This window comes from Domibacillus robiginosus, assembly GCF_000966195.1.
In the GTDB taxonomy this organism is placed as follows: domain Bacteria; phylum Bacillota; class Bacilli; order Bacillales; family Domibacillaceae; genus Domibacillus; species Domibacillus robiginosus.
Map to the genome: position 1 here is coordinate 53,228 of NZ_LAHL01000014.1, position 19,225 is coordinate 72,452.

22 protein-coding genes are annotated in these 19,225 nt (G+C 43.3%); 8 read left to right on the top strand and 14 right to left on the bottom strand.

Going from position 1 to position 19,225, the window contains the following annotated elements:
* Positions 1-64: 64 nt before the first annotated feature.
* Positions 65-805 (bottom strand): hypothetical protein, encoded by a 741-nt coding sequence (locus tag VP97_RS11600; protein WP_050182036.1) that lies wholly within the window; start codon positions 803-805, stop codon positions 65-67.
* Positions 806-1,041: 236 nt separating this feature from the next.
* Between VP97_RS11600 and VP97_RS11605 the strand changes: the two genes are divergently transcribed.
* Both VP97_RS11605 and VP97_RS11610 read left to right on the top strand, forming a co-directional pair.
* A complete protein-coding gene (locus VP97_RS11605) occupies positions 1,042-2,007 on the top strand; it encodes a cation diffusion facilitator family transporter (protein WP_050182037.1) in 966 nt (321 codons plus the stop codon).
* A 238-nt stretch (positions 2,008-2,245) separates the two neighbouring features.
* A complete protein-coding gene (locus VP97_RS11610; protein WP_050182038.1) occupies positions 2,246-3,604 on the top strand; it encodes a transposase in 1,359 nt (452 codons plus the stop codon).
* A gap of 76 nt (positions 3,605-3,680) precedes the next feature.
* Here the strand turns inward: VP97_RS11610 and VP97_RS11615 are convergent, their stop codons facing one another.
* Complete coding sequence (locus VP97_RS11615) at positions 3,681-3,989, bottom strand: hypothetical protein (protein WP_050182039.1); 309 nt, start codon at positions 3,987-3,989, stop codon at positions 3,681-3,683.
* Between the two features lie 152 nt (positions 3,990-4,141).
* On the opposite strand from VP97_RS11615, the gene VP97_RS11620 reads away from it, so the two are divergent.
* The 4 genes from VP97_RS11620 (at position 4,142) to VP97_RS11635 (ending at position 6,258) form a co-directional block, all read left to right on the top strand.
* Positions 4,142-4,714 (top strand): spore coat protein, encoded by a 573-nt coding sequence (locus VP97_RS11620; RefSeq protein WP_050182040.1) that lies wholly within the window; start codon positions 4,142-4,144, stop codon positions 4,712-4,714.
* A 70-nt stretch (positions 4,715-4,784) separates the two neighbouring features.
* Complete coding sequence (locus tag VP97_RS11625; RefSeq protein WP_050182041.1) at positions 4,785-5,246, top strand: GNAT family N-acetyltransferase; 462 nt, start codon at positions 4,785-4,787, stop codon at positions 5,244-5,246.
* 11 nt (positions 5,247-5,257) lie between these two features.
* A complete protein-coding gene (locus VP97_RS11630; RefSeq protein WP_050182042.1) occupies positions 5,258-5,890 on the top strand; it encodes an MOSC domain-containing protein in 633 nt (210 codons plus the stop codon).
* Between the two features lie 137 nt (positions 5,891-6,027).
* Positions 6,028-6,258, top strand: coding sequence for a hypothetical protein (locus tag VP97_RS11635; protein ID WP_050182043.1), 231 nt, complete (start codon positions 6,028-6,030; stop codon positions 6,256-6,258).
* Between the two features lie 30 nt (positions 6,259-6,288).
* Here the strand turns inward: VP97_RS11635 and qoxD are convergent, their stop codons facing one another.
* From qoxD to qoxA, 4 genes are read right to left on the bottom strand one after another with little or no spacing between them, the layout of a single operon-like run.
* Positions 6,289-6,579 (bottom strand): cytochrome aa3 quinol oxidase subunit IV, encoded by a 291-nt coding sequence (qoxD, locus tag VP97_RS11640; RefSeq protein ID WP_050182060.1) that lies wholly within the window; start codon positions 6,577-6,579, stop codon positions 6,289-6,291.
* A 4-nt stretch (positions 6,580-6,583) separates the two neighbouring features.
* Positions 6,584-7,180 carry a cytochrome aa3 quinol oxidase subunit III gene (gene qoxC / locus VP97_RS11645; protein ID WP_050182044.1) on the bottom strand — a complete coding sequence of 199 codons (597 nt, stop codon included), beginning with the start codon at positions 7,178-7,180 and terminating at the stop codon, positions 6,584-6,586.
* Positions 7,180-9,129, bottom strand: coding sequence for a cytochrome aa3 quinol oxidase subunit I (qoxB, locus tag VP97_RS11650; RefSeq protein ID WP_050182045.1), 1,950 nt, complete (start codon positions 9,127-9,129; stop codon positions 7,180-7,182). The genes qoxC and qoxB overlap by 1 nt, the downstream gene beginning before the upstream one ends.
* A gap of 30 nt (positions 9,130-9,159) precedes the next feature.
* Positions 9,160-10,089: a cytochrome aa3 quinol oxidase subunit II gene (gene qoxA, locus VP97_RS11655; RefSeq protein ID WP_050182046.1), complete on the bottom strand. Its 930-nt coding sequence runs from the start codon at positions 10,087-10,089 to the stop codon at positions 9,160-9,162.
* A gap of 371 nt (positions 10,090-10,460) precedes the next feature.
* On the opposite strand from qoxA, the gene VP97_RS11660 reads away from it, so the two are divergent.
* Positions 10,461-10,856: a DnaJ family domain-containing protein gene (locus VP97_RS11660; RefSeq protein WP_050182047.1), complete on the top strand. Its 396-nt coding sequence runs from the start codon at positions 10,461-10,463 to the stop codon at positions 10,854-10,856.
* Positions 10,857-11,159: 303 nt separating this feature from the next.
* Here the strand turns inward: VP97_RS11660 and VP97_RS11665 are convergent, their stop codons facing one another.
* The 8 genes from VP97_RS11665 to VP97_RS11700 form a co-directional block, all read right to left on the bottom strand.
* Positions 11,160-11,441 (bottom strand): hypothetical protein, encoded by a 282-nt coding sequence (locus VP97_RS11665; RefSeq protein WP_050182048.1) that lies wholly within the window; start codon positions 11,439-11,441, stop codon positions 11,160-11,162.
* A gap of 283 nt (positions 11,442-11,724) precedes the next feature.
* Positions 11,725-12,627: a sulfite exporter TauE/SafE family protein gene (locus VP97_RS11670; RefSeq protein WP_050182049.1), complete on the bottom strand. Its 903-nt coding sequence runs from the start codon at positions 12,625-12,627 to the stop codon at positions 11,725-11,727.
* A gap of 18 nt (positions 12,628-12,645) precedes the next feature.
* The gene (locus VP97_RS11675) at positions 12,646-13,266 is read right to left on the bottom strand and encodes a precorrin-2 dehydrogenase/sirohydrochlorin ferrochelatase family protein (RefSeq protein WP_050182050.1); all 621 of its coding nucleotides are present in this window, start codon (positions 13,264-13,266) and stop codon (positions 12,646-12,648) included.
* A complete protein-coding gene (locus VP97_RS11680) occupies positions 13,251-14,000 on the bottom strand; it encodes a sirohydrochlorin chelatase (RefSeq protein ID WP_050182051.1) in 750 nt (249 codons plus the stop codon). The genes VP97_RS11675 and VP97_RS11680 overlap by 16 nt, the downstream gene beginning before the upstream one ends.
* Positions 13,997-14,761: a uroporphyrinogen-III C-methyltransferase gene (cobA, locus tag VP97_RS11685; protein WP_050182052.1), complete on the bottom strand. Its 765-nt coding sequence runs from the start codon at positions 14,759-14,761 to the stop codon at positions 13,997-13,999. Before cobA ends, VP97_RS11680 begins: the two co-directional genes overlap by 4 nt.
* An 85-nt stretch (positions 14,762-14,846) precedes the next feature.
* A complete protein-coding gene (cysC, locus tag VP97_RS11690; RefSeq protein ID WP_050182053.1) occupies positions 14,847-15,443 on the bottom strand; it encodes an adenylyl-sulfate kinase in 597 nt (198 codons plus the stop codon).
* Between the two features lie 13 nt (positions 15,444-15,456).
* Positions 15,457-16,596 carry a sulfate adenylyltransferase gene (sat, locus tag VP97_RS11695; RefSeq protein WP_050182054.1) on the bottom strand — a complete coding sequence of 380 codons (1,140 nt, stop codon included), beginning with the start codon at positions 16,594-16,596 and terminating at the stop codon, positions 15,457-15,459.
* 72 nt (positions 16,597-16,668) lie between these two features.
* Positions 16,669-17,388 carry a phosphoadenylyl-sulfate reductase gene (locus VP97_RS11700; RefSeq protein ID WP_050182055.1) on the bottom strand — a complete coding sequence of 240 codons (720 nt, stop codon included), beginning with the start codon at positions 17,386-17,388 and terminating at the stop codon, positions 16,669-16,671.
* Positions 17,389-17,581: 193 nt separating this feature from the next.
* On the opposite strand from VP97_RS11700, the gene VP97_RS11705 reads away from it, so the two are divergent.
* The gene (locus tag VP97_RS11705) at positions 17,582-19,204 is read left to right on the top strand and encodes an ABC-F family ATP-binding cassette domain-containing protein (RefSeq protein ID WP_050182056.1); all 1,623 of its coding nucleotides are present in this window, start codon (positions 17,582-17,584) and stop codon (positions 19,202-19,204) included.
* Positions 19,205-19,225: the final 21 nt, after the last annotated feature.

The following is a 19,225-nucleotide window of genomic DNA, read 5'->3' on the forward strand; positions in this document are numbered from 1 at the left end:
ATGAAATAGCATCCCCTTGATCTGCGCTTCAACAATGAACCGACCCGGCGGATCGGTTCCTTTTTTATATTCCAACCAGCATTAAAAGGGCGGCATACACTATGATACCCATACAAAATGCGCCAAAGCTGCTTTCTCTTTCTTCCGGCAGTTCCTCTTTCATCACGTTTAAAATGACGCCTCCGGCGATAAAAGCAACAAGCAGTGAAATGCTTAATTCATCCACTTCTGCTGCTGCCCCGATTCCCCAGCCTAAAAGGATAGCAGCTGTTAAAAGCAGTCTTCCATATTGATCATAAGCAGCTTTATACGTTTCTCTTAAACTATGGTCATTGATGACAAAATGAACTCCCATCGCCAAAAAGAAAAAGAACATTCCCCAGATGCTTTCGTACTCTTCACGAATTAACAGGTAGCCAATGACCATGTTATACAGAAAAAAAGAAGCCATATGAAGCCAGAAAACACCGGCAGCAGCTTTCCCTTCACCTTTATTGCTTCCTTTTCTTTTTGACTTTTTCACAAGGCGCTCAAGTCCATAAAACACCACAAGACCAAACAGGGAAACGAGCAGAATATGATTATCAACATATCCAAGCATCCCCTGTTTCATTTTCTCACCGATTTCGTTTTGATACCGGTGTAATTCAGGAAGCAGGTGAATGAATACATAAGCAACAGCAATCCCGCCGGCAATGGACAGAAAACGACTGCGTGGCTTCTCTGACAGAAATGTCATGTTTTTAGAAAAAAAGTGAATAAGTGCGAACCCAATGGCTAAAATCAAACTCCACCAAAAAAACATGCAACTCCCTTCTTTCTTTAAGCAATCCAGCTTTTCTTTACCCTATTACCTTAATGGTTTCTGTATAAACGCTGTTTTATAAAGGGATAAGCTGTTTTCCCATTGCTTTGAAGTCGATGCTCACTCAATAAAAAAAGGTTTGTTTAAGCAGAGAGCAGGATAAAAGGAAAGTAGCTTTTTCTTCAAGAGTAACCGCTCAGTTAATTGGGTATAAATATGAAAAAAGGAGGCGGCTTATGGGAATTGGTTCTTTGCTGAAAAAAGGAAACACCTCATCAGGCATAGCGTCACTTGGAAACACAATTTTAGCGATTTTAAAATTTATCGCTGCCGCTTTTAGCGGAAGTGGAACGATGTTCGCCTCTGCCATGCATTCACTTGCAGATGCGATTAATCAGGGATTTGTTTATTTCGGAAGTGCTCTCGCAGAAATGAGGCCTTCAAAAAGGTTCCCAACAGGCTTTGGCCGATTGGTGAATATCTTTTGCATGATTGCGGTCATTGTCGTTTCTATCATGGCTTATGAAACGATTTTAAAAGGGTGGAAGCTTCTGCAGCATCCTGAAGAAGCAACAGATTTTTGGCTGAATGTAGCTGTTTTGTTAGCTGCACTCGTTATTGATGGTTTTATTTTATTTAAAGCAATGAAAGAAATTTTAGAGGAAGCACGGGTAGAAAAAAGCGGCAACATTATGAAACAGGCTTTCCAAAATGTCAGCAAAGCATCTCCAGCCACCCGACTCGTTTTTTATGAAGATCTTGTAGCCACATCCGGCGCGCTTTTAGCCATTATCGGTATTACGCTTGCCCAATTTTTCGGCATTTTGGCCGCAGATGGGCTAATCACGATTTTGATTGGTCTGCTGATGGTGTTTGTGGCTTTCCGTGTGGGATACGATAACATGATTGGCTTGATTGGTGTTGCAGCCCCAGTTGAAATTGAACAAAAGGTAGGCCGTGTTATTTTAGAGGATGCGGACACAGTGGATATCCATCATCTCCGTATTATACAAGAAGGCCGATCTTATCATGTAGATGGGGTCATTGAGCTTCGAAAAGGTCTGTCTCTTGCCGAGGCTGATGATATTAAATTCCGGGTAAAAAAGCGTCTTTTAGAAGAAAGTGAAATCAGTGATGTCACACTCGGTATTATTGAAGATGATAACCGGGCAACATGGAGCACGGAATCAAGCTTAACATAAGAAAGTGCCGGAGTGAATAAAAAATTAGCGCCCCATTCCCCTTCAAAATCTCTGTTTTAGTGGGGGTTAGGCGCTAAGGTCTTTATTCTTCCTATTCTACTATATGTTTTTTCAGTACACAGATTACCGCTTCTTCCTTATTATCACTCTACTGATTTTCTTTTTATTTTACTATTTGTTTCCATTTTGGTACGATTACATATCATAAGGGATTGAACGTAGAGAGGAGGGTTTGGTCATGAAAGTTGTGAAGTCACTGCTGCACAAAATTACAAACCAAACGGAAATTTTCAATGCTACATTGGATGTGTATAATGACGCCCTGTCCTTTATCATCCAGGTGATCGACAAAGAGTTTGATCATACCGATGACCTGACAACCAAATCAATTGCATCTGCGGTGGAAAAACTGATTCACGCAACCAAATCAAACCCTCTCCCAAAATACAAAGAGTTTAACGAACGGTTTTACAAATTTCCGTCCTACTTCCGCAGAAGTGCCATTGCTTCTTCTTTTGGCAAAGTAAAGAGCTTTCGCTCTAACTATCAAAACTGGGAAAAAGAGCAGCAATACGCTCTTTCTGAAGGAAAGAAATTCAAGAAACAGCCTCCGCGACTACAAGTGAAGCATAAAGAGTTCCCTGTTTTTTATCGCGGAAATATGTTCACCAGAACATCCGGTACGTCCGCACAAATCAAAGTATTTCATCAAAATGACTGGGTATGGATGGATATCGAGTTTAAAGAACAGGATCACTACAAACGTGGTGTCTGGGAATGGAAAGAGAACAATCCTAAGCTGATTAAGCGAGGAAAGAAATTCTTCCTTTCCATCAGCTACGAAAACAAGGTCACTTTAAACAAGACTCCTATTCAAGAACAAAAAGTATGCGCAGTAGACCTCGGACTCACGAATTCTGCAGTTTGTTCAATTATCGATGCAACAGGCACTGTCTTAGGTCGGACATTTATTGACCAGCCTAAAGAAAAAGACCGTCTGCAGACGTTAACGAACAAACTGCGAAAAGCCCAGCGGGCAAGCGGTCACATTCATGCACCGAATTTTTGGCGGAAGATCAATGGATACCAGGAGCATATTGTCCGCCACACAAGCCATAAAATTATACAATTTGCTGTGGAACATAGCTGTGACGTCATCGTATTCGAATATCTGGGCAGAATGAAAATCCCAAAGGGGTTCTATGGAGCCAGGAAACTTCGTTTCAAGCTTCATGGATGGCGGAAAATAGGCATCCAGAACAAAGTGGAAGAAATGGCGCACTGCCTGAGCATGCGCATATCTCGGATCAATCCGCAAAACACCAGCGCCCTGGCGTTTGACGGCTCTGGAAAAGTGAAACGGAACCCCAAAAAAGACCTTGCCGTGTTTTCAACGGGCAAAGTCTATCATACGGATTTATCTGCTTCTTATAATATCGGAGCCCGTTATTTCATTCGGGCTTTTCAAAAATCCACTTCGGAAACGAAATGGTTGTCAATTCAGGCAAAAGTCCCTGAGCTGGCAATAAGGACATCCCAGACCTTGTCTTCGTTCATTAGTCTGCATCATGCACTCGGGCTTCCGAAGGAAGCTTAACCGCTGATGTTGTACCGTATTCAAGATAAGGGATACTCCATTAAAATCTTTGATTTAGATGGAGAGGTTCACTCGATCAATCCGGTTTTTTTGCGCATTTTTTCACTTCTTTGCTTACCACAAAGGCCAGATCTTCATTTCCATAAAGAGACAAAACATTGAGGAGCGTTTCGTCTGAAATATGCCCTGCTTCCTCTTTTGGTACGGTTAAGTCGATTGCCTGCTTCAACGCTTCGTTTTCTTTTTGGTCAGGGTAAGCCTGCTTATAAAGCTGTAGAGGGTCCAGATCATGGTTTACACACCACTGTGCAAAAACGAGAACCATCATGTGCTCGTCCTGCTTATATTGGTTAATAATATGCGTCTCCAGCTCTTTTTTATTCATGGCATATACTACTCCTTTCATCTAGTCATTTTGTTTTTTCATTTATACCATTTTTACACGTTCAGGACGGAGTGACAACATCCTCCAAGCATAAATCAATTGTGATGCCACACACTATTCGAGCATCACAATTCACTTAGGAGGCGATTTAGATGACTTCACCGCAATTTAACCACGGGGCACATGAAATGCTTGATGTTCATGAAGTACTTTGTATGTCAGTCAGCACGTTAAACAAATACACGATGCTGCGCCCAATGGTAAAGGATTCAGAACTGCTTGATATTCTAAACCGCCAGCATACGTTTATCCAGCAGGAATACAATACCACACTTGATTGCTTTAAGTCAGGAAAAGATCCTGCTGTTCCAACAAAAAGCTATAAAATGAAGCAGGACAATAACTTCCAGTACGGCATTGAGTCAAAAGATCCGACAGCGCCGATTGAGGCAGACACAGAGATCAATGATCAAATCATTTCAACATTTATGCTTGGTGCGCTGAAATCAGCTGCGACATTTAAAACAACGGCTGCTCTTGAAGCGACAAATCCCGTTGTCCGCCGTGTTTTAGCTGACTCTCTTCCAAACTGTATTGAAATGGCTTATGAAATTTCCATTTATCAAAACAAACACGGCTATTACCAGGTGCCGCAGCTGGCTGAAGCCGATATGCAAATGATTCAGCAGGCGTATTCTCCAGCTAGACAAGCGGTAACTGTGTAACAAATGAAAAAACCGTCCTTGCGTTTTAGGACGGTTTTTTTGTACGATAAAAAGGAAAAGGAGGATGGACATGCTGTTGCGCGAAGCCTGGCCAGAAGAACGACAAAAGCTTTATGAGCTCGGGCACCAGGAGTGGCCCAAGGGGCGTTCACTTGCCCAATACATACACGACAATCAAAAGGAAGAGGCATACGGAACCCGCTACGTGTTAGAAGATACTGATGGATATATAAGAGCATCCCTGATGCTGCTTCGGCTTCGTCCTTATTTATATGGAATCGGCTCTGTTGTAGTCGAACCAAATTTTCGGAGGCAGGGGCTTGGTTCATCCCTTATCCGTCAATGTATGGATAAGCATTCGGATGCTGCTTTTATGCTGTATAGCGAAATCGGGAGCGCTTATTATGAAAAGCTTGGCTTTCAAGTGCTTCCGGCTCCTTACCAGCGGTATTCACATGGCTTATGTATGGTCCGGGCAGAGCAATGCTTATGGAACCGCATTTTAAAGGAACCAATCCCTGATTATTTTTAAGGAGTGAAAGCATGAAGGTTTTATCTGTAAATGTAGGCAAGCCGGCTGATTTAGCTTATGGACGGAAAGTGGTGCAATCAGGCATTCGAAAAATACCGGTTGAGAAGCCTTTGTTTTTATCCAAAACAGGCTTTGAAGGAGATGGACAGGCAGACTTAATTCATCATGGCGGGGAAGACAAAGCGGTCTGCGTTTATCCGTCTGAACACTATACATACTGGGAAAAAGAGCTTGGGCGAACAATGCCTCCGGCTGCTTTTGGTGAAAATATTACAGCGTCCGGTCTGCTTGAAACGAATGTTCATATTGGGGATGTATTTCAGCTCGGTGAAGCAGTGGTGCAAATCAGCCAGCCGCGACAGCCGTGTTTTAAACTGGCTGCGCGGCACAATGAACCGAAACTTGCTGCTTTAGTGGAACAAACAGGGTATACGGGGTTTTATTTTCGTGTTTTAACGGAAGGAATGGTAGACCCGGCAGCCAGCATAGAACGTATCCAGACTCACCCAGCCTCCATTACTATTGAGGCAGCCAACCAGCTGATGAGTGATAAAAGGGCATCCGTACAAGAAATCAAAAAGCTCGTTGAGGTCGATGTGCTTGCTGCGAGCTGGAAACAGCCATTGAAAAGCCGCCTTAATTAAGAAAAGGTTTGCAGGAAGAAAATCATCTTCCTGCTTTTTTATTGGAATGAAAGATTTAAATTTGAACATTTTTCGAAAAATGTTTGACAATTCTGTGAAGTTGCGTAAAATAGATAGTAAGAAGGAGCTGATAAAAAATGACAGAAGAGCAAGCAAAGATACTTACCTTTATCAAGTATTTTTCTGGCGCAGGTTGTGTTATTGGCGGTTTAATCTTTCTTGTAAGTCTTTTTGCAAGCGGTTACAACGAAGGGTACATGATGTCTATTGTTGGGGCCACCATCCTTGTGAGTTCGATGTGGATCTTTGGCATTTGGTTAGTCTTCATTTTGATAGAGAGAGTAAGTTCAAGGTATGAAAAAATATAAAAAACCGGAGCTCTTTGCTCCGGTTTTTTCTTAATATATTTGGTAACCCCAGATCATTGTGAACAATGTTCCAAGGATTGTCACAACACCTACAAATACAGCATAGATGATGTTTGTGTAAAGTGTACCTTTGTCTTCTGACTCTCCGATGTGCATAAAGAGCAGAAGCTGTACTAAAGCTTGCGCAATAGCTGTAACAAGCAGAATAGCCATTCCCATCTTGTATGACATATCAAAAGTAATAACAGCCAGAGCAACAACCGAGAGGACCATAGAGAAAATAAAGCCCATTACGTGCTGCTTCGGAAACAATTGCTTCATCATCTTACATCATTCCTTTCAAATAAACGAAGCTGAAGATAAAGATCCAGACAACGTCCAGGAAATGCCAGTAAAGCGAGAAGATAAACGATTTGTTCGCTGTTTCTGGTGTCAAGCCGCGTTTTGCTACTTGAATTAGGATGGCTGTTCCCCAGAATAAGCCGAACGTTACGTGCGCACCGTGCGTACCAAGCAATGTCAGTAAGCTTGATGTAAATCCACTTGTTTGGATCGTAGCACCTTCATGAATGTATTCTAAAAACTCGTAAATCTCAGTGCCAAGGAATCCAAGGCCGAGCGCGAGTGTAATAACGAAGAATGTCATCATCGCTTTTTTCATACCTAGGCGCATTGCGTGAATACCCAGACCGATCGTGAAACTACTTGTTAAAAGCAAGACTGTTTCAATCATAACCGGGGTAATTTTAAAAAGTTCTTCTGCGCTCGGTCCATTGCCAACCCCATTTTGGAGAGTAAAGTATACCGTGAATAAAGTTGAAAACAGGGCAATCTCAGCTCCAAGGAAAATCCAGAAACCAAGAATCTTCAGCCGGTTTTCTTCTGTGCTATATTCAAGCGGCAACGACTCATCAATTTTCATTATTTCTCACCTCCAAGTTCCCGTTCTATCCGTTCAATTTCTTCCACAGAAACGTAATAACCATGATCTTTTTCAAATGAACGAAGGGCCATAAATACAAAGATTAAGATTGTAAATATGATTGTTGGAATCCACCAGCTGAATACAAGGCAGAAACCGGCACCGAAGAATGCACCACTCATTAGGAATGGCATGCCGCTGTTGTTTGGCATATGAATCTTTTCAATTGGACGATCATCATAAAGTGATTTGTTGTTTCTCTTCGCATACCAGAACGCATCCAATTCATTAATTTTTGGAATACGCGCAAAGTTGTAGAACGGCACAGGACCGTGTGTTGCCCACTCAAGAGAGCGTGCATCCCATGGATCGCCTGTTTCATCGCGCGGGCTGTAACGGATACTCCAGTACAAGTTATACACGAGGATGATAAAGCCAATACCAAGACCAACTGCACCCAGGAAGGAAAGCATATTAAGCGGTCCATACCCAGTGCTTTCAGAATACGTATACATGCGGCGTGTCATACCGTTTAGTCCAAGAATGAACAGCGGGAAGAACGCTACGTTAAAGCTGATTGTGATAAACCAGAAAGCAAGTTTTCCAAGCTTTTCGTTTAAACGGAAACCGAATACTTTCGGGAACCAGAAATGGAAGCCGGCAATAACGGCGAATACCGTACCTGGAATCAATACATAGTGGAAATGCGCCACCAGGAACATTGTATTGTGATACTGGTAATCGGCACTTGCCATCGCAAGCATAACCCCTGTAACCCCACCAATTGTGAAGATCGGAATAAACGCAAGCGAGTAAAGCATTGGTGTCGTAAACGTAATTTTCCCTTTATGAAGGGTGAGCAGCCAGTTGAATATTTTTACACCCGTTGGAACGGCAATCAGCATCGTTGTGATCGAGAAGAAGCTATTGACCATAACTCCTTGCCCCATTGTGTAAAAATGGTGCGCCCAAACAAGGAAAGAAAGAAGGGAAATCGCCACCATACTGACAACCATTGATTTGTAGCCGAACAAGTTTTTACGAGCAAAGGTTGAAATAATTTCACTGTAAATACCAAAGGCAGGAAGAATAACGATATATACTTCAGGATGTCCCCAGACCCAGAAAAGGTTAGCCCAAAGCATATCCATTCCGCCGTCCTGCATAGTGAAAAACTTTGTACCAAATTGACGATCCATTGTCATAAGTGCAAGCGCCACTGTTAAAACAGGGAATGCAAACACGATGATCACGTTTGTGATTAAAATAGACCAGGTAAACATCGGCATTTTCATTAATGTCATGCCTGGTGCACGCATTTTCAAAATCGTAACAAGGAAGTTAATCCCCGTTGCCAGTGTACCAAGACCTGCGATCTGCAGGGAAATTGCGTAGTAGTTGTTTCCGACTGTCGGGCTGAATTCCAGGCTCGCCAGCGGGAAGTAAGCAGACCATCCGGCATCCGGTGATCCCCCGATAATAAATGAGATATTAAATAATCCTGCACCTACTGCGAACAGCCAGAAGCTGACGGAGTTAAGGCGCGGGAATGCTACGTCACGTGCGCCGATTTGAAGTGGTGTTACCACGTTCATTAATCCGATAATAAATGGCATCGCCATAAACAGGATCATGATAACGCCGTGTGTTGTAAAGATTTCATTGTAATGCTGGGCATCAAGCAGGCCGTTTTCCGGCATGGCTGTCTGGCCGCGCATAAGGAGGGCGTCAACGCCTCCACGGAATAGCATTACAAGAGCGACTAAGATGTACATAACGCCGATTTTTTTATGGTCAACCGTTGTGATCCATTCGCGCCATAGGTAGCCCCACTTTTTAAAGTAGGTCACCCCGATAACAAGGGATAGCCCGCCGACCACAATACTGATCATCGCTGCGAGGATCATCGGTTCGTTTAAAATGAGAAATTGTTGCTCATGCGACTCCATGTTATGTGTCTCCTTTCATTGTTGTTTCCATCATTCAGTTTCATTTGGATGAGTGTGGTGTTCTGAAGAAGGCGCTGTTTTGTCTGCATCTTCTTCTGTATTCGGTGTCCCTTTATTAGGTACTCCGTGATGACGGCCTTCTGGCGGCGGGTTGAACTCAAGGTGTGTAGACGAATATGATTTGCGGCCTACAAAATCTGTTTCAAGCAGCTTGTCATAATCAGCATCAGTGAGTTTTGGCGCCGTTGTTTTCACATCATTTACCCATTCGTCAAAATCTGCCGGCGTCATTGCCTGTGCTTCAAATTCCATTTGCGCGTAGCCCTGGCCGTTAAAGTTTGAGTTTCGGCCCATATATGACCCAGGTACATCTGCGGACATGTTGATTTTGGTTACGTGTGCACTCATCGCATACTTTTGACCGGCAAGCTGCGGAATCCAAAAACTTGTGATTGGTCCGTATGAATACAAACGGAATTCAACCGGACGGTCAATCGGCATGTTGACATAGTTCACTGTTTCAACACCCTGTTCCGGATAGCTGAAGTGCCATTTCCAGTTAGACGATGCTGCATAAATCACAAGTGGCTCCTGGTCTTCATAGCCAGCCGGCTTGCTCTCAACCTTACTTAGTGATTGAACTGTAATAACAGACAAAACGGCAACAATGATGATTGGAATAGCCGTCCAAATAATTTCGAGTTTCGTGCTGCCGTGCACGTGAGGAGGTTCATAATCCTCTCCCATTCTGGACGCCCGATACTTTACAAGCATGTACGTATACAACACGTAAACGACGAGTAAAACACCGCACATCACAATGATTGACATAATAATGGTGTCAGATAGCGTTTTGGCCTGCGGACCTTTCGGATCAAGCACCATTAACGGATTTTCGCATCCTGCAAGCACTGTAGCAATAGTGAAAATCGCTGAGAATAACAACCATTTCTTTTTCATGCTGTACCCCTTTCTTATGTAATTCTGTAATTCAAAAGCGTAAAGAATGTTAACAACTTCACAATTACTTGTTTTCATTAAGATAAAACATAGTTGTAACGATCTTTTCACCACTCTCTATGCTAATCCTATTGGCGCTAAAAAACAATATTTTCACGACAGTGTCACAAAAAATTCAACAGTTTTCGCGTTTGTTGTCACTAAATAAAAATTCATGCTAGATTCTTTTTAAAAAATATGTCTATCAGAACATTTTATAAAGAATTGTAAGGAATGTTCGGAAGGAGAAGCAGGCAGTCCAATACTTTCGGTATTTAGCCTGCGATTTGTTATAATAAGCATCATGTAACAGATAGTATGGAGGGATAAAGATGGATTCATTCCGAATTGCTGAAGAGCGTATTAAAAAAGCGCTTAAAGAAGGAATGTTGGATCATTTACCAGGAGCCGGAAAACCACTGCCAAAAGATGAATTTGAGTCACTGCCACCAGATATGCGCATGGCTGCGAGAATAATGAAAAATGCTGGATTTACACAAGAAGACGCTGCATTGCGCCAGGATATACATCAGCTTGAGCGATTGGTGAACAATTGCGATGACTCAAACGAAGCGATCAAGCTAAGCCGGCAGTTAAATGAAAAAAGGCTGCGCTACAATCAGCTGCTTTCGAAAAGAAGAATCAAAACGAATTCAGCAATGTTTAAGCAGTACGAAGAAAAAGTCGAACGGAAACTTTTGGATAAGAAAGAGCGAGGTAAGAGTTAAAAAGAAGAAAGGGGGAATGGAATAACTGTAATAGATTTTTTTATTTTAAAGTTAACATAATATTTATTATAGAAAGTTAAGTGTGTATTTTCTCAAAAATAAAGTTTTCTTGTAATATTGAGAAAAAAGAAAAATATAAAGTCCACATTGTGTCCAGGTTTGAATTCATTTTTATGTTTATTATTTTAAATCCTTATGATCGGTTAACTCGCTTTTGTACAGCAAAAATATTCGATGGGTTCATCGATCATTTTTAATAGCCTTAGGTGAACTGAATGTTGGAAACGAAAAACAAATTCATGTCTACGAGTAATTATAGCTGCCACAGCAATAGTAAAAATTCTGCAGCTGCTTTTCAACTCGATTTTTCGCCGCTTTCTCAGTATCCGCTTCCAATGATTTGGAAGCAATTGCGGTCGAAATTTCAATTTCGTTAGATCCTATTCCCGCTGTTCGCTTACATTCCAATTCACCTGTCAGCAGGTTGTTCAATTCCTCCCACCCGCTGGAAGAAAAATCAATATTATGAGTAGTGTAATGATCAAGCGTGTATAATTCTACCGACAGCCCGCATGTATATTCCATTAAAAACCAGCAAATTCAAACATAGGACCTGCTTAAGGGTATTTAGTTGGTTCCGAAAAGTCTCAGTAGGCATCAAAATAGATCTTCCTCGCTTCTTTACTCACAAAGGTCCCTTCCTGCATTGCCCGTTTTTTCTTGGCGGCATAAAGCTTTTGCATTTACTGAAGGGCATTTTCTGTTTGGAAATTACAAATGATTCAAGCGCAGTAAAATGAATGTTCATTTAAGTTGCTTTATTTAATTTTAAATATAAAAAAACAAGACCCTGTTACAGGTCTTGCTTTCAAGAGGTTTTTTCTCTCGCATGTACGCTTTTCTGCTCATCACGTGCTGCTTGCTTTTCTTTTTGAATCATGTAGCCTGTCAAAGGAAGCCACAGGATAATCAAAGCAATAAACACCGTTGATTTTGTAGAATCGGACAGGTCTGTATACTTGAAGACGGCATGTAAATTTGTCATGATCAGCATACCGCTCACAATAACCGCTAGCACACGTGTAGGCAGGCTTTTTACAATCCAGGCAGCAAAAGGTGCGGCAATAATACCACCAAGCATAATGGCACCAGCCCAAAGCCAGTTAATTTGGGAAGGACCGAGCGCGATCATAAACCCGACTGTTGCAGATAAGGCAACGGCAAATTCACTGGCAGCGACTGTCCCAATAACGATACGGGGCTGCATCCCTTTTTGTGAAAGCAAAGCCGGCGTTGCAATGGGACCCCATCCGCCTCCGCCGCTGGCATCAAAGAAACCACCAATCAGGCCTAATGGAATAAAAAATCGATTCGTGGGCGCTTTTGGCGTTTGTTTTCGGGCGTCCTTTAAAAATAAGAACCGGCCAAGTATAAACAGGCCAAGACAAATCAGGAAAGTGGAAATATACAAACGTACATAATCTCCCGTCAAGCTGCTTAAAAAGGTTGCACCTGCAAAAGCGCCGATAGAACCGGGAATAATCAGCTTTTTGAGCATAGCTTTATCTACATTGCCGAATTGTCGATGACTGATCCCGGACGCAGCTGTTGTGACGACTTCTGCCATATGAACAGAGGCGGACGCAATGGCGGGAGCGATTCCTGCACTTAGTAATAATGTTGTTGATGTCAAGCCGTAGCCCATTCCGAGCGCCCCGTCCACAAGCTGGGCGGCAAGACCGACGAGCGCAAGAATAATAAAACGTTCCATATAGGTTCCTCCTGTTGTCTACAGAGCGGGAAAACTTGTAACAAGGTCCGCCATGTACTGTTTCCTCTTTTCCGGGTATTCCAAGTAGCAATTTTCCGATGCCCTTTTCAACCATTTTCGTCGTTCAGGGCGTTCTTGGATATGCCGCTTAATGTACTGGCGAACTTCATACAAAAAATCTACATACTCTTCATAACGTTCATCAAACTCTTCTTCGAGCTGATTACGAATTTGAGTCGATAATGAGGGACTTGCCCCGCTCGTAGACACACTGATCAGCAATTTTCCCCGCATCATGACAGCTGGAATTTGTGCATTACCAAGATCATTGTGCTCTGCATGAACTACGAGTTTTCCATGGCAGACAGCAAGCTCTGCCATTTCTGCATTTACCTGTTTATTGTCTGTTACAAGCATAATTAAAAATGCATCCTCAAGGTCTGCCCATTCTACTTTTTTTCGATGAAGAATGACATGCCCTTCCCTAGCCAGCTGATGAAAGGAAGGATGAAACTCCGGGCTGATAATATGCGGCTGTATACCGAACCGAAGCAAATTTTCCGTTTTATGAACTGCGATCGGGCCCCCGCCGGCAATGGCAACCTTTTGCCCGGACAAATCGATCATAATGGGAAACATACAGGCTCCGATTGAAAGGCTTCTTCTACCCGCTCGGCTAAAATACGACCGATTACCGGATCGTAGCCGAGGTGCCGGCAAAGATAAACCTCACCAGATGAATCCAGTCGTTTTACAGCACGTTCCATCGTTTTCGTTAAAATACCTGTAAAAAGCAGATAAGGAACAATAAACAGCTGGCGGGGATTTTTGTTTGCTGCTTGATGAAGAGCATCTTCAAAGGATGGTTCGCAAGCAGCCATATATCCAATAGTCACATCAGTTAACTTGGTTTTAGATTGAAAGAGATTCAAGATTTGGCTGAAGTCTTCCTTTGTTGCAGGATCACTGCTGCCTCTGCCTACAAGAAGAACGGATGCGTCCGTCGAAATAGGAGACGCTTCTTTCATGCGATCAATCAGCACGTCAACAATTTGTTCCTGTACACCCAGCGGACGGCCATAGCGAATCAAAACGTCCGGAAAAAGCCTGGCTGCTTTAGCAAGCTCCTCGGGAATATCCTCTTTTGCATGCCCTGCTGTGAGCAGGAGAAACGGAATCGCCGTGATATCCGTTGCTCCTTTTTCCACGCAGGAACGAAGTCCTTCTTCAATAGATGGTGCCGACAGCTCAAGGTAGCAAATTTCCTGGATAGGTGCGTCTACAAGCGGCATGGTTGCTCGGATAAAATCAGCTGCCTGCCTGGCCCCTTCTTTTATACGAGTTCCATGGCATATATACAGAACGGCTTTCATCCTTTTGCACCTCCTGAGACCTTTTCGTTAAACCATTGCAGTTCTGGCCGCATGTTTACAACCTCACCGATCACAATCATGCTTGGATTGGTGATGCCTTCTTCCTGTGCGACAGCGTGAATGTTTTCAAGTGTGCCTGTTACGGTTTGCTGTTTTTCTGTTGTCCCCCAGTGAATCAGAGCTGCCGGCGTGTTGGGATCTTTTCCATAGCGAATCAGTTTTTCCTGAATATATGGAAGGTTTTTAACACCCATATAAACAGCGATGGTATCAATACCTTTAGCTAAAGAAGCCCATTTTGTTTCTTCATCAGCGCCTTCTTTACGGTGGCCGGTGACGATGGCAAAAGAAGCGCCGTAATCACGGTGGGTCACAGGAATACCAGCATAAGCAGGAGCTGCAATACCGGATGTGATCCCCGGAATCACTTCGAACTCCACGCCGTTTTGAACAGCAAACGCCGCTTCCTCGCCGCCACGGCCGAATACATATGGGTCGCCGCCTTTTAACCGGACAACCTGCTTGCCCTGCCTGGCATGCTCAACAAGAAGCTCGTTGATGTTTTCCTGCTGGACAAAATGACGATCTGGCAGCTTTCCGCAAAAAAGAAGCTCGGCTCCTTCTTTGGCATGGTCAAGAAGCTCCATGCTGATTAAGCGGTCATATAAAATAATGTCTGCCTCCTGTATTGCCCGTAACCCTTTTACCGTAATTAAATCCGGATCCCCCGGACCTGCACCGACAAGCCATATTTTGCCCATCGTGCCACCTCCGTTCATCATGCGTTTCTCTCTATCTGATGCTTTTTATCATAGCCTGAATGAAAAGCTCAGGCAAGGTGCTTCTTTACAGCCAGTTGTTTTTCTTTAAGTACGCAACAAGCTGATCTACACACTCTTCAACGGAATATTGATCCGTATTTAACACAAGCTCCGGTTTTTCCGGTGCTTCATACGGAGATGAAATGCCAGTAAACTCAGGAATCTCGCCTGCTCGTGCTTTTTTATACAAGCCTTTTGGATCGCGCTGTTCACATTTTTCAATCGGACACTCAACGAATACTTCAATAAACTCGTCGTTTTCAAGCAGTGCACGAACAGTGTCACGATCTTCACGGAATGGAGAAATAAAAGCTGTGAATACAAGCTGGCCTGCATCCACAAACAGTTTTGATACTTCACCAATACGGCGGATGTTTTCTTTGCGTGCCTCATCTGAGAAACCAAGATCTTTATTTAAGCCATGGCGGACATTGTCGCCGTCTAAAACATACGTGCTTACACCAAGATCAAACAAGCGGCGGGCCGCAGCGTTTGCGACCGTTGACTTGCCGGAACCAGACAGCCCGGTAAACCATAGAACCGCGCTGTGGTGTTCGTTTTTCTTGCGTCTTTCTTCTTTTGTCAGTGACTGTTCATGCCAGACGATATTGTTGTTTGTCATGTTTTTCTCTCCCTTATGCGTTTGCTGTTTCTTTCATTCCACGGATTAGAACTTCTACCACTTCTTTACGGCTGAATTCTGCCGGTGGAATTTCTCCTGCACGAAGCATTTCACGCACTTTCGTACCAGAAAGAATGACATGGTCCTCTTTTGAATGCGGGCATGTTTTAGATGAAGCCATATTGCCGCATTTTTTACAGAAAAAGCTATGTTCAAAGAACAAAAGTGTGATGCCGATTTCTTCTGCTGTAAAGTTTGAGAAGATTTCCTGCGCTTCATACGTACCGTAGTAGTCACCGACACCTGCATGGTCACGGCCAACGATAAAGTGTGTGCAGCCATAGTTTTTGCGGACGATTGCATGGAAAATCGCTTCGCGCGGTCCAGCATAGCGCATCGCTGCCGGGAATACAGCAAGCTTTACACGGTCTGCCGGATAGTAGTCACGAAGAAGCACCTGATAGCTTTCCATACGGATATCCGCTGGAATATCATCGGACTTTGTTTCACCCACAAGCGGATTTAAAAGAAGTGCGTCGACAATTTCAAGCGCTGATTTTTGAATGTACTCGTGTGCGCGGTGGACCGGGTTACGCGTTTGAAAGCCGACAATTTTGTTCCAGCCATTTTCACGGAAAATACGGCGTGTCTCAGCTGGATCAAAGTAAAACTCTGCGAATTGCTCGCGCTCAATGCGTTTTACAAGTGTAATTGGACCGCCCAGGTAAACCGGACCGCGGCTGTATACTTTTTTCACGCCTGGATGTGCTTCTTCTGTTGTTTTATACACATTTTGTGCTTCAAGCTTTTGATCAGGCTCATAAATGTCTTCAATGTTTAGCACACCATATACTGTGCCGTTTTGTTTCAATAGGACTGTGTCCCCTTTTTCATATCCAGATACATCCTGTACAGGGAGCGTAATCGGAATGCTCCAAACTGTGCCGTCTGCGAGGCGCATATCCTTTACGACGCTGTCATAATCCTTTTGTGTAAGAAAACCGGTAAGCGGGCTGAATGCACCCGTAGCGATTAACTCAAGATCACTTAAAGCCGTCGCATCAAGTTCGACTTCTTTTGAAATTCCGGATAGATCAAAATCCGGCTGGTATTGGTTGATAAGTTCGCCTCCATGGGCAGCAATGTTTGTCATGTATAGGTCCCTCCGAATAGGTTAAAATTCATAGTTAATTACTTGGTATTACTAACAAAAAAATTTACATACTTAAGGGTTTGTTGTATGAAGACCGCATTCTGTTTTGCCAGATCCGCTCCAGCGGCCGGAACGAATGTCCTCCATTGAAAAAGCAGGCTTTGTGCATGGTTCGCAGCCAATGCTTGGGTAACCCTGGTCATGCAGTACATTATAGTCAAGCTCATGCTTTGTTACATAACGCCACACTTCTTTCCACGTCCAGTGAATGAGCGGGCATACTTTGATTTTTTGGAATCGGTTATCAAGATTTAAGTAATTTGTGTTTGCTCTTGATTCCGATTGCTCACGACGCAGCCCGGAAATCCAAGCTGTTGACGGAGCCAATGCTTTTTGAAGAGGAATGATTTTCCTGATTTCACAGCATTTATTTGGGTTTGTAGCAAACAAGTCTGGTCCAAACTGGGCCGCTTGTTCTTCAATCGTCATCTCTGGCTGCTGCATACGAATATTCAGCTTTGGATAACGTGCTTTTACTTTGTCGATCGTCTCATATGTTTCTTTGAAATGATAATGCGTATCCAGAAAAACGATTTCCGCATCTGGTTTTACTTTTGCGATCAAATCGATCAGCACAATTCCTTCAATTCCGAAGCTGCAGGCATAAACAAGCTTGTCGCCGTATGTGTCATATGCCCACTGAAGCACTTCAAGTGCTCCTTTTGTTTCTGAATCAGCCGGAAAGTCAGGAATCTGGTCCTGCATATCATTCCATGATTCAAACGTAATCAATTGATGTCCCCCTCTTTATGATCTGTTCTTTTCGAATGAGTTTAGTTTATCAGAAAATAATGTAATGTCAATCCTATTTACTTACTCGGAATTAAAAAGATTTGCCCGCTTTTTCAATTTACTGTTTATTCTTTTTTTCTCCCAAGAATGATATAATCAGAGGCGATGAATTCATATTGGGAGGAAAACACATTTGATTACAGTACAAGACGTCAGCCTGCGCTTTGGCGACAAAAAATTGTTTGAAGATATCAACTTAAAGTTCACACCGGGGAATTGCTACGGGCTGATCGGTGCAAATGGTGCCGGAAAGTCTACGTTTGTTAAAATTTTATCCGGTGATCTGGAGCCGCAGACCGGTCATGTGTCCATGCCAAAAGATGCGCGTCTTGCCGTATTAAAACAGAACCACTTCGAGTATGAAGAGTTCAGCGTAATGGAAACAGTGATTATGGGCTATGCCCGGCTTTATGAAGTAATGAAAGAAAAAGATGCCATTTACATGAAAGCTGATTTTACGGACGAAGATGGCATGCGTGCCGCAGAGCTTGAAGGTGAGTTTGCTGAAATGAACGGATGGGAAGCAGAATCAGAAGCAGCGATTCTCCTCTCCGGTCTTGGTATTCCGGAAGCATTGCACGATAAAAAGATGGCCGATCTTGATGGATCAGATAAGGTAAAAGTGCTTTTAGCTCAAGCGCTGTTCGGCAAGCCGGACGTTCTTTTGCTCGATGAGCCTACCAACCACCTTGATATCGAAGCGATTCGCTGGCTGGAAGAGTTTTTAATTAACTTTGAGAACACCGTTATTGTTGTATCCCATGACCGTCATTTCTTAAATAAGGTATGCACACACACTGCTGACCTTGACTTTGGAAAAATCCAGATTTATGCCGGCAACTATGATTTCTGGTACGAGTCAAGCCAGCTTGCACAAAAACTGCAGGCAGATGCAAACAAGAAAAAAGAAGAGAAAATCAAAGAACTTCAAGCATTTATCGCGCGTTTCAGTGCCAATGCTTCGAAGTCAAAACAGGCCACCTCCCGTAAAAAATCCTTGGATAAAATTACACTGGATGACATCAAGCCTTCTTCTCGCCGTTACCCATATGTACAGTTTACGCCTGAGCGTGAAATTGGGAACGATGTCCTGCGTGTGGATGGTTTGTCCAAGACGATTGACGGCGTGAAAGTACTGGACAACATAAGCTTTATTATGAACAAAGAAGATAAAATCGCCCTTGTCGGAACGAATGAAGCGGCCAAAACTGCTTTGTTTAAAATTTTGGCTGGCGAAATGGAGCCGGATGAAGGATCGTACAAATGGGGCGTTACAACCTCACAGGCTTATTTCCCGAAAGATAACTCCGAGTACTTTAACGGGTCCGAGATGACGCTTGTAGAATGGCTGCGCCAGTTCTCGCCGGCAGACGAAAGTGAAAGCTTCCTGCGCGGCTTCCTTGGCCGGATGCTTTTCTCTGGTGAAGAAGCCTTGAAAAAAGCGAGTGTGCTTTCCGGGGGCGAAAAAGTCCGCTGCATGCTGTCTAAAATGATGCTGTCCGGTTCAAACGTTTTGTTATTGGATGAGCCGACGAACCACCTGGATTTAGAATCAATCACGGCACTGAATAATGGCTTAATTGCTTTTAAAGGTGCGATGATTTTTGCATCCCATGACCATCAATTTGTTCAGTCAACTGCTAACCGTATCATCGACATTACGCCGAAGGGAATCGTCGATAAATCTGTTACGTATGATGAATATTTAGAGGATACGGAGCTTCAAAAACGTGTAAAAGCGATGTATGCTTCTTAACAAATAAAAAACGGCATCTCC

Excerpts from the sequence above, each read along its gene's own strand:
- VP97_RS11600 (WP_050182036.1), bottom strand. The coding sequence starts at position 805 with ATGTTTTTTTGGTGGAGTTTGATTTTAGCCATTGGGTTCGCACTTATT.
- VP97_RS11605 (WP_050182037.1), top strand. The coding sequence starts at position 1,042 with ATGGGAATTGGTTCTTTGCTGAAAAAAGGAAACACCTCATCAGGCATA.
- VP97_RS11610 (WP_050182038.1), top strand. The coding sequence starts at position 2,246 with ATGAAAGTTGTGAAGTCACTGCTGCACAAAATTACAAACCAAACGGAA.
- VP97_RS11615 (WP_050182039.1), bottom strand. The coding sequence starts at position 3,989 with ATGAATAAAAAAGAGCTGGAGACGCATATTATTAACCAATATAAGCAG.
- VP97_RS11620 (WP_050182040.1), top strand. The coding sequence starts at position 4,142 with ATGACTTCACCGCAATTTAACCACGGGGCACATGAAATGCTTGATGTT.
- VP97_RS11625 (WP_050182041.1), top strand. The coding sequence starts at position 4,785 with ATGCTGTTGCGCGAAGCCTGGCCAGAAGAACGACAAAAGCTTTATGAG.
- VP97_RS11630 (WP_050182042.1), top strand. The coding sequence starts at position 5,258 with ATGAAGGTTTTATCTGTAAATGTAGGCAAGCCGGCTGATTTAGCTTAT.
- VP97_RS11635 (WP_050182043.1), top strand. The coding sequence starts at position 6,028 with ATGACAGAAGAGCAAGCAAAGATACTTACCTTTATCAAGTATTTTTCT.
- qoxD (WP_050182060.1), bottom strand. The coding sequence starts at position 6,579 with ATGAAGCAATTGTTTCCGAAGCAGCACGTAATGGGCTTTATTTTCTCT.
- qoxC (WP_050182044.1), bottom strand. The coding sequence starts at position 7,180 with ATGAAAATTGATGAGTCGTTGCCGCTTGAATATAGCACAGAAGAAAAC.
- qoxB (WP_050182045.1), bottom strand. The coding sequence starts at position 9,129 with ATGGAGTCGCATGAGCAACAATTTCTCATTTTAAACGAACCGATGATC.
- qoxA (WP_050182046.1), bottom strand. The coding sequence starts at position 10,089 with ATGAAAAAGAAATGGTTGTTATTCTCAGCGATTTTCACTATTGCTACA.
- VP97_RS11660 (WP_050182047.1), top strand. The coding sequence starts at position 10,461 with ATGGATTCATTCCGAATTGCTGAAGAGCGTATTAAAAAAGCGCTTAAA.
- VP97_RS11665 (WP_050182048.1), bottom strand. The coding sequence starts at position 11,441 with ATGGAATATACATGCGGGCTGTCGGTAGAATTATACACGCTTGATCAT.
- VP97_RS11670 (WP_050182049.1), bottom strand. The coding sequence starts at position 12,627 with ATGGAACGTTTTATTATTCTTGCGCTCGTCGGTCTTGCCGCCCAGCTT.
- VP97_RS11675 (WP_050182050.1), bottom strand. The coding sequence starts at position 13,266 with ATGTTTCCCATTATGATCGATTTGTCCGGGCAAAAGGTTGCCATTGCC.
- VP97_RS11680 (WP_050182051.1), bottom strand. The coding sequence starts at position 14,000 with ATGAAAGCCGTTCTGTATATATGCCATGGAACTCGTATAAAAGAAGGG.
- cobA (WP_050182052.1), bottom strand. The coding sequence starts at position 14,761 with ATGGGCAAAATATGGCTTGTCGGTGCAGGTCCGGGGGATCCGGATTTA.
- cysC (WP_050182053.1), bottom strand. The coding sequence starts at position 15,443 with ATGACAAACAACAATATCGTCTGGCATGAACAGTCACTGACAAAAGAA.
- sat (WP_050182054.1), bottom strand. The coding sequence starts at position 16,596 with ATGACAAACATTGCTGCCCATGGAGGCGAACTTATCAACCAATACCAG.